Annotated in this window: 17 protein-coding genes; 6 read left to right on the top strand and 11 right to left on the bottom strand. The window is 65.0% G+C overall.

What is annotated here, in order from left to right; translation table 11 throughout:
* Positions 1-41: 41 nt before the first annotated feature.
* Complete coding sequence (locus VGG53_RS00450; protein ID WP_331515970.1) at positions 42-1,541, bottom strand: CATRA conflict system CASPASE/TPR repeat-associated protein; 1,500 nt, start codon at positions 1,539-1,541, stop codon at positions 42-44.
* On the bottom strand, positions 1,538-2,317 hold the full coding sequence (locus tag VGG53_RS00445; RefSeq protein ID WP_331515969.1) for a CATRA system-associated protein: 780 nt from the start codon (positions 2,315-2,317) through the stop codon (positions 1,538-1,540). The genes VGG53_RS00450 and VGG53_RS00445 overlap by 4 nt, the downstream gene beginning before the upstream one ends.
* A 170-nt stretch (positions 2,318-2,487) precedes the next feature.
* On the opposite strand from VGG53_RS00445, the gene VGG53_RS00440 reads away from it, so the two are divergent.
* Entirely contained in the window at positions 2,488-3,246 is a 759-nt protein-coding gene (locus VGG53_RS00440) for an SDR family NAD(P)-dependent oxidoreductase (RefSeq protein ID WP_331515968.1), read from the top strand.
* A 17-nt stretch (positions 3,247-3,263) separates the two neighbouring features.
* Here the strand turns inward: VGG53_RS00440 and VGG53_RS00435 are convergent, their stop codons facing one another.
* Positions 3,264-4,991, bottom strand: coding sequence for an acyl-CoA dehydrogenase family protein (locus VGG53_RS00435; protein WP_331515966.1), 1,728 nt, complete (start codon positions 4,989-4,991; stop codon positions 3,264-3,266).
* A 147-nt stretch (positions 4,992-5,138) separates the two neighbouring features.
* On the opposite strand from VGG53_RS00435, the gene VGG53_RS00430 reads away from it, so the two are divergent.
* Positions 5,139-5,669: a hypothetical protein gene (locus tag VGG53_RS00430; RefSeq protein WP_331515965.1), complete on the top strand. Its 531-nt coding sequence runs from the start codon at positions 5,139-5,141 to the stop codon at positions 5,667-5,669.
* 303 nt (positions 5,670-5,972) lie between these two features.
* Complete coding sequence (locus VGG53_RS00425) at positions 5,973-6,539, top strand: helix-turn-helix domain-containing protein (protein WP_331515989.1); 567 nt, start codon at positions 5,973-5,975, stop codon at positions 6,537-6,539.
* Here the strand turns inward: VGG53_RS00425 and VGG53_RS00420 are convergent.
* Positions 6,536-7,747 carry a cytochrome P450 gene (locus VGG53_RS00420; RefSeq protein WP_331515988.1) on the bottom strand — a complete coding sequence of 404 codons (1,212 nt, stop codon included), beginning with the start codon at positions 7,745-7,747 and terminating at the stop codon, positions 6,536-6,538. The genes VGG53_RS00425 and VGG53_RS00420 overlap by 4 nt on opposite strands.
* A gap of 213 nt (positions 7,748-7,960) precedes the next feature.
* Between VGG53_RS00420 and VGG53_RS00415 the strand changes: the two genes are divergently transcribed.
* The 3 genes from VGG53_RS00415 (at position 7,961) to VGG53_RS00405 (ending at position 9,487) form a co-directional block, all read left to right on the top strand.
* Positions 7,961-8,353, top strand: a complete 393-nt coding sequence (locus VGG53_RS00415) for a hypothetical protein (protein ID WP_331515964.1) — start codon at positions 7,961-7,963, stop codon at positions 8,351-8,353.
* Between the two features lie 143 nt (positions 8,354-8,496).
* Entirely contained in the window at positions 8,497-9,126 is a 630-nt protein-coding gene (locus tag VGG53_RS00410; RefSeq protein ID WP_331515987.1) for a glycoside hydrolase, read from the top strand.
* Positions 9,127-9,220: 94 nt separating this feature from the next.
* Positions 9,221-9,487, top strand: coding sequence for a hypothetical protein (locus VGG53_RS00405; RefSeq protein ID WP_331515963.1), 267 nt, complete (start codon positions 9,221-9,223; stop codon positions 9,485-9,487).
* A 76-nt stretch (positions 9,488-9,563) separates the two neighbouring features.
* On the opposite strand, the gene VGG53_RS00400 is transcribed toward VGG53_RS00405, so the two are convergent.
* From VGG53_RS00400 to VGG53_RS00370, 7 genes are read right to left on the bottom strand one after another with little or no spacing between them, the layout of a single operon-like run.
* Entirely contained in the window at positions 9,564-11,303 is a 1,740-nt protein-coding gene (locus tag VGG53_RS00400; protein ID WP_331515962.1) for a complex I subunit 5 family protein, read from the bottom strand.
* Positions 11,304-11,306: 3 nt separating this feature from the next.
* Entirely contained in the window at positions 11,307-11,675 is a 369-nt protein-coding gene (locus tag VGG53_RS00395; RefSeq protein ID WP_331515961.1) for a sodium:proton antiporter, read from the bottom strand.
* Positions 11,672-12,595: an MnhB domain-containing protein gene (locus VGG53_RS00390; protein WP_331515959.1), complete on the bottom strand. Its 924-nt coding sequence runs from the start codon at positions 12,593-12,595 to the stop codon at positions 11,672-11,674. Before VGG53_RS00390 ends, VGG53_RS00395 begins: the two co-directional genes overlap by 4 nt.
* Positions 12,588-12,872 (bottom strand): hydrogenase subunit MbhD domain-containing protein, encoded by a 285-nt coding sequence (locus VGG53_RS00385; RefSeq protein WP_331515958.1) that lies wholly within the window; start codon positions 12,870-12,872, stop codon positions 12,588-12,590. Before VGG53_RS00385 ends, VGG53_RS00390 begins: the two co-directional genes overlap by 8 nt.
* Positions 12,869-13,216: a monovalent cation/H(+) antiporter subunit G gene (gene mnhG / locus VGG53_RS00380; RefSeq protein WP_331515957.1), complete on the bottom strand. Its 348-nt coding sequence runs from the start codon at positions 13,214-13,216 to the stop codon at positions 12,869-12,871. The genes VGG53_RS00385 and mnhG overlap by 4 nt, the downstream gene beginning before the upstream one ends.
* Positions 13,213-13,473, bottom strand: coding sequence for a monovalent cation/H+ antiporter complex subunit F (locus VGG53_RS00375; protein ID WP_331515956.1), 261 nt, complete (start codon positions 13,471-13,473; stop codon positions 13,213-13,215). Before VGG53_RS00375 ends, mnhG begins: the two co-directional genes overlap by 4 nt.
* Complete coding sequence (locus tag VGG53_RS00370; RefSeq protein WP_331515955.1) at positions 13,470-13,985, bottom strand: Na+/H+ antiporter subunit E; 516 nt, start codon at positions 13,983-13,985, stop codon at positions 13,470-13,472. The genes VGG53_RS00375 and VGG53_RS00370 overlap by 4 nt, the downstream gene beginning before the upstream one ends.
* Between the last annotated feature and the right edge of the window lie 32 nt (positions 13,986-14,017).

The following is a 14,017-nucleotide window of genomic DNA, read 5'->3' as shown; positions in this document are numbered from 1 at the left end:
TCCTATGTCAAGTCGTGTTGTGAGCAAGGATTTCCCGCTTCCTATGCGTCGGGCAGGGCCCACGCTCGCGAACGGCGGCCGTTAACCAGAATAGCTACGCCTCCTAACAATGTAGCGCCGAGAATCGCCGCGGCGGATACGATCACCAGCGGCGCCGCAGCCGACACAGCTACCGTAACGAACCAGCCAACACACCCACCGATCACGGCAATCGCGGTAATCTCGGGCAAGCGGTAGCCGTGGACCCAGCGGAAGGCGAGCAGCGGCGCCAACAGGCTCATCGAGCCCACTAGTGCCATCACCGCGATGCGAACCGTCGTGGGCGCTGTGAAATGGGTACCCAAGGTCGTCGCCACGCTTAACGCACCTAGCGGTGCGGCCAGCAGGCTGGTCTGTAACACGCTGAGCCAGTTCGCTGTTCGAGCGTTTGCTGCCGATAGTTGCTGGAGGCGCAGTTCGGTCAGCTTCTGCGCCTCGCCGACCCGTTCGCGGCACGACTGTAAGTACGCGATCTCGTGACCGGCCTGATCATCGAGCCATTCGGCGAGTTTCAACTCGCGAGCAAAGAACGACAGCCCGGGCACCGCGGAGTCGATCGGTGGCGGCTCGTTGGCGCGAAGGTTGTGCGCGGCGATTTCCACGGTCTGCCGCAGATCACACAAATGGGTAATCGAGATCAGCAGTCCGGCGGCATCTCCTTGCGCGCGTCCGAGTCGACTTTGCGCGTCGATGAGTTCATCGGCGCCGGCGCCTTCGACCTCGAACTGTTGGTGTAGGGCGAACAGCGATGTAAGCCCCTCGTCTAGTGCGCGTTCCTGTCTATGCAGCTCGGCGATGTCCTGCTTGAAGACGATCGCCTCGAACCGAAGCTTGCTGGCGTGCATGAAGTAGCGCACGAGTTGGCCGGCGTCCGCACGTGTGGCGCTGATCGAGCACCATGACTGTGCGGTGGCGGCAGCGGAGGTGACAGCGATCGCGACAACTCTCGACCCCCATGGAAATTCTTTGGTCCACAGCGCGACTCCCGGTTGCACGAGAGCCGACGACTCCAGGCCCGAACCACCGTGTGCAGCGAGCACTCCACCGGCAATCGCGTTCGCCGTGACCGGCAAATCTGACGCCGATTCAGTTGCCGTTCCAATGAATAACTCGACGCTGCCCATCACATCGTCGAACTCGTCGGGATCAAATACGTCGCGCCAGCTTTCGGACAATAAAGCCCAGCCGTCGCCGGAGCCATTGACTGACGGCGCCGGGCGCAACCGCACAACGATGCCCGCCACATCATGCGCGTTGAACGCGATCGCGCTGTCACAACCCTCGGGGCCGGCCTTCCCAGCGACGACGCGGAAGAACACATCGTCGGTCGACACCTGGGCCGGCAACTTCACCGGAGTCTCAGCGTCGAGGGGCTGCGAGATGCCCAGCTTCTCGGTCGCTGCCCACGCCGCCGCCAGACCCTTTGAGTTATACCCGGTTTCGGGTTTCAGCCGCGCGAAGACCAGCACGTGAAGGGCTTGGTCCGCAATAGTGACCGTCACGGTCCGCCGCCTTTGGCGACCAGCCTGTCGACGGTTCGATTGGCAAGCTCCACAAGCTCATTGGGCGCGAAGGTAAAAACCGGCCGCTCGGGTCGCTCGGTCGATTCGGCTACTCCGGCTAAGTTCGCGGGAGGCCTGGGTAGCGCGTGACTGGCGCGAGATCGCCGTTGCACCAGCACGGCCACAACGGCGATTACCAGCGCCGCGATCGCGATGAGCCCGACCGCGATAAAGATCCCGCCCGCGGCCCCCGTCGAGGTGGGTGTGCCGGTTGTGGACTCGGTCGGACTCGCCGAGGTCGGCAAGGGCGCACCGGTGCCCGACGGCAACCCCGTCATCGTCGCCGGCGTGGGCGGCGAATGCGGGCCGGCAGCATTGGGCGCCCTCGTATTCAGCGGACCCAACAGAGCGATCGCGAACAGCGCGGCAACGGCGAATGCTCCAGTGCCGAGCCAAACCCAACGACGCCTGGCGCGCGCTGCCCGTGGCGGCGGGGCGCCCATCCCCGGTGGCGGCGCCGGAATCGGGCCAAAGCTGACCGGGCCGGCCCCGGCGGGCGGCGAGGCATAGGACCGTGGCGGAGTCAGGCCCATGCGGCCCAACTCGTCGAGCGCATTTCTGAGTGCGCCGGCATCGTCGGTATTGACGGCCTGGTCGGCGGCTCTCAAGGTGAGCTGCACAACCGGCCACTGCTCCGGCGGCAAACTGACCCGACCGACGCTGCTCAGCGTCAAAGCGGTCTCCTCGACCAAGTCGGCCGGCAAGCCTCCTGCCATGGCGGGATATTACGTCCGGCCTGAGATAGCTACACCCGAAAAGCAAGACCGGGCGGAGTTATCTCTTCGTTTACGCCCGCGGGGATGTCGCCCCGCGTGGAACAAGAACGTACACCGATCGGTTTGCACACAACGTCCGACGAAACCCATCACCCCAGGAGCGCAGCCCTATGTCATCAGTCCTCGTCACCGGCGCCAGTCGCGGGATAGGCCGCGCGATCGCCACCGAGTTTGCTCGCCGCGGTCACCGCGTGATCGGTACCGCCCGTGACCCGCGTTCGCTTGACGACCTCGACCTCGACCAGCGCCTGGCGCTGGACGTCACCGATGACACCAGCGTGGCCGCGGCATTCGCGGCCGCGGGTGATGCCGACATCGTCATCGTCAATCCCGCCGAGATCTTCTACGCCGCCGTAGAAGCCATACCGTTGGCCGAATTGCGGCGACTGTTCGACCTGAACACCGTCGGCGCGATCCGCGTAGCGCAAGCCGCGCTTCCGCAGATGCGCGCTCGCGGCAACGGGAAGCTGCTCTTCATGTCCAGCGTCGTCGGGCGCGTCGTGGCACCGACAGGCTCGGCCTACGCGGCGACCAAGTGGGCGCTCGAAGCGCTGGTGGAATCCCTGGCGATCGAGGTGGCCCCCTTCGGCGTTCAGGTCGGCCTGCTCGAGCCGGGTGCGGTGAGTTCCGGTGCGCTCGACAACGTGACGACCTACAGGCTGCCCGACGACCCCTACGCCGGGCTCGCGGGGGACCGCGATCTACGTGACGCGATGATCACCCCCGAGCAGGTGGCAACAGAGATCGCCGACGCCGCCGAAAAGCCGCAGCTGCCACTGCGGATTCCGATCGGTGACCCGGCGCGCGCAGTGCTGGCGGCGCGCCGCGCCGCTCCAGACGACGTCCCGTTCGTGCCGACTGGCGGCTAGCGGGTCGGCCCCATCGCTTAGGGCCGCATCTCGTAAGCACCGTCGTAGGCCCTGACCTGCTGCCACACCCGATCGAAGCGGTGTGCGTCGGTGATGGGCTTGCGCACGGACGCCAAAGCCCAATCCCGTTGCCCCGAAGTCGAACTCGGCTTGCCATACAGGGCGACGGCGTGTTGGGAGAAATCGCGGATCTGAACTTCGAAGATCTGGTCCACCAGATCGGCATCGAGGCCGATCAGACCTGCTTGCTCGAGGATCAGCTGACCGTACACGACCAGCGTGAACAGGTGACCGACCACGAGCAGGAAGTCCAGGTCTTGCATCTGGTCCGGGTCCGGCGCGGCGGTGGCCAGCAGCTCTTTGAGCGCCCGGGCCTGCACGTAGAACAGCGCGACGTTCGGGATCTTCACGTGCTTTTCGTAAACTGTTGCCCAGTCGGCGAACTGGACCTTTGACGCGCCTCGAGCCGGACCCTGGGCCCAGAAGAACGCGTCATCGGCCGCGTCGTTGCGGGTGCCGATCTCCGGGTACGTTGCGGGATTGAACATGTAGTTGGGCATGAACTTCAAGATCTGCGCGACGTTGACGTGCACGGTGCCTTCCAGCCGCGGCAGCGCGCCGATCAACCGGGCCACTTCACAGAAGTAGGTGTTCTTCTCGAAACCTTTGGCGGCCAGCACATCCCACAACAGCGTGACGACGGCTTCGCCCTCCGAGGTCACCTTGGACTTGGTCACCGGGTTGAACAGCAGGTAGCGCCGGTCATCGAGGCTGGCGCTGCGGAAGTAGTCGATCGCGCGGTCGCTGAACAGCTTCATCGCGATCAGGCGGGCGTAGGCCTCGACGAAACTGGCCCGCACGTGCGGGAAGTCGGTAACCGGGTTGCCGTACAGGATGCGGTTATTCGCGTGGGTGATCGCCTCGTAGAACGCGTGCTCGCACATCCCGATCGAGCCGGAGCACAAGTTGAACTTGCCGACGTTGACGGTGTTGAGCGCGGCGGAGAACGCATCTGGCCCGGTACACAGGATGTCCTCCTCGTGCACCGGATAGTCGTTGAGCCGGAAGTTGCTGACGAACATCTGGCCGTGCACGACGTTGCCGATCAGTTCGTAATTCTTATGGCCGCTGTCGGCGACGAACCACACGTAGCCATCGGCTCCGTCGACGTCGGTGCGGCGGGAGAACACCGACACCATGCCCGCCACGTTGCCGTTGCCGATGTAGTACTTCTCCCCCGACGCGCGAAAAACGACCCCTTCCTCGTCACCGTGTGCGGGCGTGAGCAACATGTCGGTGTTGTAGATGTCGGCGCCGTGCTCACGCTCGGAGAGCGCGAACGCCATCACGCCGCCCGCGTCGAGCTGGGCGGCCGCGCGCTCCTTGGCCTTGATGTTGTCGCTCTGCCAGATCGGCCCGAGGCCCAGGATCGTCACCTGCTCGGCGTACCAATAGGAGAGCCCGTAGAACCCGAAGATCTCGCTGAGCGCGGCGTTGCGAGAGGTGTCCCATCGCTTGTTCGGGTCGCCGCCCCCGTACTCCGAGGGGGTGAGGAAGGTCGCGAAAATTTTCTCCTGCTTGATGAAGTCGAGGAAATCCGACACCCAGGCCGCCTCGAGATCGTCGCGGAGCAGCTTGGCCTTGCCGCGGCCTTCGAACCAGTCGATCACCGCACGCAGTTGGCGACGCGTCTCGGGGTCGAAGTGCGGAGGGTCGTAGGTGTTCGGATCGAATAGCAGTCCCATGGCTTGCCCTTTCATCGGCGCGGCGCCGTCGTCGAATCTAGCGCTAGTCGGCCATGTCATGGGCGTGTCTCAAGGAGCTAACGATTCAGCAGCCGCGCGGCGTGGGTGCGCTCGCCGTGGGATCGGCCGTGTTCTGGTGTAAACCTGATGCCCTCCCGCCTGCCTTGCGTCCGACTCGTCACCTTCGCTGCGGCGACGTGCTGCACGCTGCTCGCGATCGGCACGCCGTTGGCCGCCGCCGACCCGGCCACCGACGCCCTGGGCTTCGTCGACTCATCAGCTCGGTGCGCGGCACCTAACACGGCAGTCGCATTCGGCAGCACGGCGGAATCACGCGTGGCGATCTGCAAGAGCGCCGCCGGCCTATACGGCTACCACGGTGTGCGGATCAGCGACGGCGCCAAATTGATCGCGGCCGCCACAGCGTCGGCCGACGGCAGCTTCGTCGCGCAGCACGACGGCATCACCTATACGGTGACGTCGAGCGCTCTGGTGGTCAGCGACGGCAACCAGGTGATCCGTCGGGAGCCGATGGTGTCGTTCCACGGGCCGAAGACGGCGCAGACGCCGGCCGCAACTCCTCAGACGCCTGCCGCCGCACCACAAACGCCAGCCTCGGCTACCCCGACGGCACCGCTGCCGCCACCGCTACCCGCCGAAGTCGGCGGCAAGCACTAGCCGCCGAATCGGCTCGTTGAAAACCGTTGTGAGCGTGTTGTATTCGCGACGGTAATCGCTCGGCGTCAATTACGTCGCGGTGCAGCAGTCACAGATTGGATCGTCCGCGCCGGTTGTGGACCGTTACGCGGTGGCTAAACCTTGACCGTCGCGCGCGGAGATGTAACCACGACACGTGGCTATTGGGCGATCGCTCAAATAGTGTTGGTGCCGAAACGAGCAACCCGGGAGTGAGACGACTGATAGGACCAGACTGTGACCGCATCCGCACGACCAAAGGCCCGCGGCTCGACCACGCGCGACATGCTGATCGCCGCGACGAGTCAGATCATGGTCGAGGAGGGTTACGCCGCGGCCACCTCACGCCGGGTCGCGGCCCAGGCGGGCGTCAAACCGGCTCTGGTGCACTACTACTTCCCCACCATGGACGAGCTCTACTTGGCGGTCTTCCGGATCGGGGCCACCATCTACCTGGAGCGACAACAGCAGGCCCTGGCCTCTGACCGGCCGTTACATGCGTTCTGGGACACTCTCACTGAGCCCAAGGACACCCGACTGCTGTTGGAGTTCATGGGACTTGCCAACCACCGCAAGGAGATCCGCGCGGAGATCGCGGCGTGGTCCGAACGCTGGCGCGAACAACAAATCACCGCGCTGAACTTCATCGTTCGCGAGCACGACCTCGATACCGAAGACTTCCCGCCGGCCGCGCTGGCGGTCGTCATCGCCGCAATCGGCCGCACCCTGATCCTCGAGCAAGGGCTCGGCGCCTCCGGCGGACACGACGAGGCGCTAGCTTTAGTGCACCGATTTCTCGACCGATTCGAGATGCCGCAACCGAAAACTCGGCAGGCCCGCAGCGCCGGCTAGGGCAACACGATCGGTAGCCGCTGCCAGCCACGAACGGTCGATGTTGACGCGAGTTGTGCTGTGTCGTAGTCGATATCCCACTCAGGCCAGCGGTTGAGTATCTCGCCCAGCGCGACGCGACCCTCCAGCCGGGCGAGGTTGGCGCCCAGGCAGTAATGCACACCCTTGCCGAAGGTGATGTGCGAGATGTTCTCGCGATGGATGTTGAAGGTGTCCGGGGCGGTGTACCGGCGGGGGTCGCGATTGGCCGCGCCGAACAACAGCAGCATCGCGCTGCCGGCCGGAACGGTGGTCCCATAGCACTCGAAATCCTCTACCATCCACCGCGCCACGTGTGGTCCGGTCGGCTCGTAGCGCAGTGTCTCGTCGACGGTCCGGTTCAGCAGCGACCGATCCTGCTCGATCTCCCGGCGTTGGTCAGGGTGTTCGGCGAGCACCTTGGCCAGCCAGCCGATCAGCCGACCCGTCGTCTCGTTGCCGGCTCCCGCGACCACCTGGGTGTAGTGCAGCACCTCTTTTCGCGTCAGCTTCCGGTGCACCCCGTGCTCGTCGTCGAACTCGACGTTGAGCAGGGTGGTCATCAAGTCGTCGGACGGGTTCTTGGACCGCCATTCGACGTAGTCGGCGTAGATGCGTCCGTCGGCGATCGAGTCGGCGTTGGCGACCTTGAGCGGCGCACCCGGCTTGGTGCGCAGGTTTGCGTCGTTGGCATCGCGGACCGAGATCTGCTCGGACTCAGGGATTCCCAGCAGCATCCCGATCACCCGCATCGGCATCATCGACGCGAGCTCGGCGATGACGTCGAATCCATCCGACCCGACGAGCGGATCCAGGCATCCCACGCAGTACCGCCGGATCTCGTCCTCGATGGCGGCCATCCGGCGCGGGGTGAATACCCGCGACATCAGCCCGCGCAGCATCGAATGCTCGGGTGGATCCTGAAACATCATGACACCCCCGGGCATGTCGAATTTCGACTGCACCAGCTCGAGGATGTCGCTGCGCCGACTGGAAAAGACCTGCCAGTTCGCCAGCGCCTGTTCGACATCGGAATGCCTTGATATTGCCCAGAAGTCGTATTGCTCGTTGTAGTAGATCGGCGATTCTTCGCGTAGCCGCGCATAAGTCGGGTAGGGGTCGGTGTTGATCCCGGTGTCGTAGGGGTCGTAGTAGACGTCGGTCTCATGTGCGACGACTTTGCCGTCCATCCGGCCCATGCGAAGCCTCCGTACAGCGTTTTGGGCGATCGCCCAATTCGGGCGCACGCCATGTTTAGCAGCCTCGCACTGAGCCCGTCAAGGGGTGCTGTGGCCGCGAATAGATGCACGACAACCGGTAACGCGTGGCAAAGTGGCAGGACTTCCGTGCCGGCCCAATTAACCTGTATTCAGGCGTCCATCCAAAGAAAGTGGGGGCACACCATGAACACCATCGTGAAAGCTTCGGCGGCCGCTGCCGCCGCGGTGACTCTGTTGCCGGTATCGGGCACCGGCATCGCGCAAGCCACCGACCCGAACTACTTCTACAACAGCGACAACAGCATGCAGGTCAGCTATGGCGAGGGCGGCGGTGCCATCTTCGCGACTATCACCGATCTGCGAAACCCGCCGGGAGCAATCGAAGTCTGCCAGTACCACGCGGTGGGAGTGCAGGGCACGCCCGCGCTGCCCTACAACCGCCAGACGACGCTCAACGGGCCGAATCCCTCCCCACCGATCACGATCATCTTCCAGCAACTCGGCGGACACTACGCCGTCGACGTGAGCTGCCAGGGCACCGGCAATTCAGCGGCCTTCTCGCCGGTCATCTACTGATCTGACAGACCGCTAAGAGCTGCCAAAAGTCGTCACACCGCAGCTGAGACGACGTTAAAGTACTGGTCGTGAACAGTAAGCGGTCAACCAACGGGCGGGGTCGCTGGTTGACATTCGGCGCGACCCTGGCCGTTTCCGCCGGCATGTTCTACGCCCAGAGCACCGAGACGCCGTGCTGCAGCACGAAGCCGACCGCATCCGCGACGAGCGCGAGCCCGGTGGCCCGTCAACAACCCGTGCCTCCTCCCCCGCCACCATCGGCGGCGCCGCTGCGGGTGGCCAGCCCCGCCGAACTGAAGTCGCTGACGGCTGATGCGCCCGCCGCCGCTCAGAGTTTCACGTTCGCGTTACCGGCCGGCGTCGCGCCCGAAAACGGCTTACAGGTCAAGACGATCTGGGCGGCACGGGCCATCAGCTTGCTGTTTCCCCAGGTCACCACCATTGGCGGGTACCGCCAAGACGCGCTGAAGTGGCATCCCAACGGGTTGGCGATCGACGTGATGATCCCGAACCACAACTCTCCCGAAGGCATCGAGCTCGGCGACCAGATCGCCGGGTATGCGCTGGCTAATGCCAAACGGTGGGGCGTCGACCATGTCATTTGGCGGCAGAAGATCTACCCCGGCCTCGGCAACCCGAGCTGGACGGCAAACCTCGGGAACGAAACCGCCAACCACTACGACCACGTGCACATCGCCACCAATGGGGGCGGATATCCGACGGGCCGCGAAACCTATTCCATCGGATCGATGACCCCGACGCCGCCTGCTTGATCGACATCTCCGCACGGTCGGGCCGGCCGGTAAACTGGCCAAGTCAGTGCCGCTCAGAATTGGGCCGAAGAGTTACACCAAAGCATGGAGAAACATGAAACGTCCGGTCTTTCGCGCCATCCCTATGGCCGTTTTGGGCATCCCGGCTGCCGCGACGATTCTGGCCGCACCTTTTGCGCATGCACAGACCGACATCGAAGATTCCTGCAAGAACTCCGGCGGTCAATACACCCAGAGCCAGGTGAGCGCGCATTTCGGCCAAGAACCAAGTCTCTTCGAAGAGTGCTGTACGGGCACCGGAACATCGAGGAAATGCGTGGACTACAAGGACGGGGTCCAGGGACCGACGTACGGCGGTTAAGCAGAAGAGTGCAGCAAGCCGCCGGGAGCCGAAAAGGCCAGGCGCAGTGAATGATCACCTACGCGCACACGAAGTTTCACAGCAGGAGCGCGGCGGTAACGATGATCATGCCGACCGTCGCGAAGGCGGCGTAGTCGTTGATGCTGCCGGTGTGCGCCCGCCGCAGCCATCGCAAGGGCCCCGGCACACCGCCTGCCCGCATCGTCAGTGTGAGCACGGCCAGGCCGAGGACAAGTTCACCGGCGACCAGCCCCAATGTCTTGGGATCCAGGTAGTTGAAGGTGACCGCGGCCGGAGGCAGTTCGACTGCCTGCCCGAGTGCGCCGGCCGCGTATCGCGCGGGGTCGAGCAGGGCGGCGGCGGCGGGCCCGGCCACGCGGGCGACGAACGGGCCTGCCAACGCTCCGAATGCCAGGCAGCCGACGCTCAAGACGCTCAGGCTGACCTTCATGCCCGGCCGGATCGGCTCGAGGTGCTCGTATGACCGTGTGCGACGTCGGTAGAAGCCCAGATATGCCGCCCGCCCCAACGCGGCGACGGTGAGGACCTGGGCTACCAACAGGCAGATCAGCACAATAGGCCGGCCCGCTAAACCGTGGTGAATGAGCCCGAGTGAGGCGTACCCGTTCAGTGGCGGCACCCCGGCGATCGACAGCACTCCCACCGTGAACGCCGCGGTCAGCAGCGGGCGCCGGCGTGCCAGGCCGCCCATTTCAGCGAGGTTCGTCACGCCGGTGGAGTGCACCACGGCGCCGGCGCAGAGGAAAAGCAGCGCCTTGAACAGCCCGTGATTCACCAGGTGATAGACGGCGCCCGCGACACCGTCGGCCGTACGGGCGGCGAACCCGGCGATGAGAACGCCGGTTTGGGCGACGGTGTCCCACGCCAGCAGGCGTTTGAGATCATCTTGGGCGAGTGCCATCGCCGAACCGAGCAGCGCCGAGGCCACGCCGAGGCCGGTGAGCAACACCGGCAAAGACGGCAGATGCGGAAATACCTGCAGCACGAGGCGTGCCAGCGCGATCACCCCGAGGTCGACCATCAATGCCGAAAACAGCGCCGACACCGCGCCTGGGACGGGTGTGTGGGTATCCGGGAGCCAGGTGTGAAACGGCACCAGCCCGGCTTTCGTCGCGAAACCTGCGACCAGAAAGGCGACGGCAAGCGACGTGGCCCGCGCTGTCCCCGTCGCGATCGCGCCGTGCAGCTGTCCGAAGTTCAACGCGCCGGTGGCCGCATAGAGCATCGCGCTGCCGACGAAGACCGCGAACCCGGCCACGCTGGTGAGCACGAGGTTTTTGAACGCCGCCTCCAAGGCGATCGGGCGCTCGAGAAAGAATCCGGTCAGTCCGTAGCTGGCCAGTGCCGCCACCTCGAACCATACGAAGAGGTTCACCGTGTCGGCGGTGAGTGCGGCGCCTATCAGCGCCGCCAGCAGCAGCTGCATCAGGCAGGCCAAACCGCCCAGTTCTCGTTGCCCGAGATGGCCGAGCTCGGAAAGCACACTGATGATCAGCATGACTCCAACAGCGGCAGCGAGGGTTGCGAAGGTGGCGCCGAAGGGGTCGGCAACCAACGCGATACCCAGCGCCGCTTTCCCCGTCGGGCGCTCGTTGGACAAGAAATCTGTGAGCAGGTGCCCGGTACCGGCGAATACTCGCGCGCTCACGATCAGCAGCACCGCCAGCGACGTACTCAGTGCGGCAACGGCAACGAACAGCGGTGCCCGGCCCGCTCGCCGAGCGGTCAGCGGTGCCAGCACCGCCCCGATCAGCGGCAGCACCACCGGCAGCGGAAGCAGCTGCGCGAGCGACACGAATCAGCCTCGCAGCTCGGTGAGGTCTGCCGCGTCGACGCTGCGGTAGTGCTGGGCCACCCGCACCACGACCGTCAGAAACACCGCGGTGACCGCCACGCCGATCACCACCGCGGTGATGCAAAAATTCTGTAGCACAGGGTCGGCCAAGTTGCCGGTCACCAACTCGCCCTGGGTGCGTCCGGCGGGCAGTCCCGCCAGCACCGGCGCGGTCGAACCGTTGCGGTAGGCCAGCGACACCAGCAGGAGATAGGTCGAGGACTCCATCAGGGACAAACCGAGGACGATCTTGATCAGATTCCGTTGTGACAACAGCGAAAACAGACCCAGACAGAACAACAGACCCGCCGCGAGGTAATTGGCGACGATCATGTTTCATCCTCGTCAGGTGTCCAGTCGTGCCCCATGCCGAGCAGCGCGAAGATTGCGATAGTGATACCGGTGGCCACCTCGACGAGCTCAGCTGCCGAAAACAGCTGCAAAGTGCCACCGGCGCGGATGGTCTGCTGCGGTGCCAGGGGCAGGAAATTGGCCAAAAACGAGCCGGTGGCCCACAGCCCCAGCAGCCCGAGCACGACAATGGCTGCCGCGCCTAGCATTTCGGCCACTTCCAGAACAAGCGGACGCGCCGCCGCCCGCATCGCACGGTGACCAAGCGCGGTATAAAGCAGCACAACAACCCCGGCCAGCACCACCCCGGCCGGAAAGCCGCCGCCGGGCGTATAACCCAGCGCGGCAAGGTAGATCCCGGCGACGGCCAGGATGACCGCCGCGGTCCGCGCGGCAATCCGCACTACCACCGTCATCGCCACCGCCCCTTCGGGCGCGGGTGCACCCAGGGCATCGTCGTCGGCGTGGACCGGCGCGGGAGCGTCCTCGCGCTCCTGGCGTTCGGCCGCACGTGCTTGAGACTCGTCCTCATCAGCGCCTTCTGCCGGATCGGCGTGCGCCTGTTCGACCCGCCCGGCGCTGGCCTCGCCTACATACTCTGAGCGCGGTTCCCGGCCGCGCGACAACACCAGTACCGCGACGACGGCGGCCAGCAACAGAAACGTCTCGCCGAACGTGTCGAACGCTCGGCTGCCATAGACCACTTCACTGACCACTTCGGTGGTTCCCCACCGCGGTAGCGCGGTGGCGATTGCGTGTTTTGCGATGTCGGGCAGCGCATTTGCCCCGTTGGGCAGGCCGGTCAGACCAACGGTAGCAAGCCCCGCCAGGATCACTACCAGCGCAGTGGCCAACCACAACCGATGCCAGCGCGCGTCGGGCGGCGACCGCGAATCAGCCATCGCTGCGGCCTTCACCCAAATCGCCGCGGTCGATCACGTCGGTGCGAATCTTTCCGATTGCGACCAGATACAGCACCGGTTGCGCGATCGCCCCCACCACCACCGCGGCCAGCGCAACGTCGGGCGCGGCAAGTATCACGAAGAGGACACCCAAAACGGTTCCCATCGCCGACAGCGCCATCACCGCACCGGTAAGGCTGCGTAAGAACACAACCATTGCGGCGCAAGCCATCACGATCGCCAGACACAGGTAATCGAGGACCCAGAACGATGTCATCGTCGGTCCTCCGGTGTCCGACGCAGTCGTCCGGGTTCGTCGATCACCGCCCCACGCCACATCGGCACCCCCGTCTTATAAGCCGCCCGGATCAAGGCGTGCGAGGCGACCGGATTGACCAGCAGTAGCAAGATGGCGACGAGCAGGGCCCTGGAGCCGTAAGTAGTGAAGGGCCCCTTCGCCAGCGCCAACCCCGCAAGAAGTGGCAGCGCGCCTGCGGTGATCGTTTTCGACGAGCACTGGATGCGGGTGTACACGTCGGGCATCCGCACGATGCCGATCGCCCCGGTCAACGAAAAGAACACTCCCACAATGCATAACGCGGCAGACACCGCGCCGGTCACAGCAGGCCCCGTTCCAAGAATCGCGCCCATACCAGCGCACCCAGATAGCTGAACGAGGCCAACCACAACGCCACGTCGAGGTAGACGGTGCGGTCGGCAAGGGCGGCGTAGAACAGCGCCACCAACGCGCATTGCGCCGAGATGGTGTTAAGCGCCACCACCCGATCCGAGACCGACGGCCCACGCGCCAGCCGAACCAGCAGGATGCCTGCCACCATCAGCAGGGCGATACATATGCCAACCAACAGACCGTTCATCTGCTTGCCCTTCCGTGGGTCCGGCTCATAGCGATAACCCGCCGTTCCAGCGGCCCGTTGACCGATTCACGGGCCGGCCCTTCGGGAACGGCCATCGCGTGATATTGCAGCCGGTGCCGGTTGCGGTCGAGGTCGACGAATTGGTTGTCGACCACCAGTGAAGTCAGCAAACCGGTCGCAGCGAGTTCACCGTCGCTGCGCGCCTCGGATGCCACCACAACCATTCCCGAACGCAGCGGCCGCGAAGGCGACAGTATGCGGCGGGTAAGCGACAAATTGGCGATCACGATGCGGACGGCGCACTCGGCGCCCAGCATCAGCAGCGCACCCAAGCGACCGGGCCGCAGCACGCCCCACGGCCCCACCACCTCGCCCAGTGGTGCAAAAGCGACACCGCAACCGAGTGCGACCACGGCGCCGACCAGGAAAACCTCGACCGTCGCAGTCCAGGTCAGCAGGATCCACACCGCATACGCCCAAGCGGCCAGCGCCGCGACCCGTCGTCCACGCATCGCAACGCCCGCCTTTCACCCCGTCGCCATCT

The sequence above is a fragment of the Mycobacterium sp. genome (assembly GCF_036490025.1).
Taxonomy (GTDB): Bacteria; Actinomycetota; Actinomycetes; order Mycobacteriales; family Mycobacteriaceae; genus Mycobacterium.
The sequence above is the reverse complement of the archived record's forward strand: the minus strand, read 5'-3'. Positions and strand labels throughout refer to the sequence as shown.

Bases quoted from the DNA above. Each gene is read 5' to 3' on its own strand.
- VGG53_RS00445 (WP_331515969.1), bottom strand. From the start codon at position 2,317: ATGGCAGGAGGCTTGCCGGCCGACTTGGTCGAGGAGACCGCTTTGACG.
- VGG53_RS00440 (WP_331515968.1), top strand. From the start codon at position 2,488: ATGTCATCAGTCCTCGTCACCGGCGCCAGTCGCGGGATAGGCCGCGCG.
- VGG53_RS00435 (WP_331515966.1), bottom strand. From the start codon at position 4,991: ATGGGACTGCTATTCGATCCGAACACCTACGACCCTCCGCACTTCGAC.
- VGG53_RS00430 (WP_331515965.1), top strand. From the start codon at position 5,139: ATGCCCTCCCGCCTGCCTTGCGTCCGACTCGTCACCTTCGCTGCGGCG.
- VGG53_RS00425 (WP_331515989.1), top strand. From the start codon at position 5,973: ATGCTGATCGCCGCGACGAGTCAGATCATGGTCGAGGAGGGTTACGCC.
- VGG53_RS00420 (WP_331515988.1), bottom strand. From the start codon at position 7,747: ATGGACGGCAAAGTCGTCGCACATGAGACCGACGTCTACTACGACCCC.
- VGG53_RS00415 (WP_331515964.1), top strand. From the start codon at position 7,961: ATGAACACCATCGTGAAAGCTTCGGCGGCCGCTGCCGCCGCGGTGACT.
- VGG53_RS00410 (WP_331515987.1), top strand. From the start codon at position 8,497: ATGTTCTACGCCCAGAGCACCGAGACGCCGTGCTGCAGCACGAAGCCG.
- VGG53_RS00405 (WP_331515963.1), top strand. From the start codon at position 9,221: ATGAAACGTCCGGTCTTTCGCGCCATCCCTATGGCCGTTTTGGGCATC.
- VGG53_RS00395 (WP_331515961.1), bottom strand. From the start codon at position 11,675: ATGATCGTCGCCAATTACCTCGCGGCGGGTCTGTTGTTCTGTCTGGGT.
- VGG53_RS00390 (WP_331515959.1), bottom strand. From the start codon at position 12,595: ATGGCTGATTCGCGGTCGCCGCCCGACGCGCGCTGGCATCGGTTGTGG.
- VGG53_RS00385 (WP_331515958.1), bottom strand. From the start codon at position 12,872: ATGACATCGTTCTGGGTCCTCGATTACCTGTGTCTGGCGATCGTGATG.
- VGG53_RS00375 (WP_331515956.1), bottom strand. From the start codon at position 13,473: ATGAACGGTCTGTTGGTTGGCATATGTATCGCCCTGCTGATGGTGGCA.
- VGG53_RS00370 (WP_331515955.1), bottom strand. From the start codon at position 13,985: ATGCGTGGACGACGGGTCGCGGCGCTGGCCGCTTGGGCGTATGCGGTG.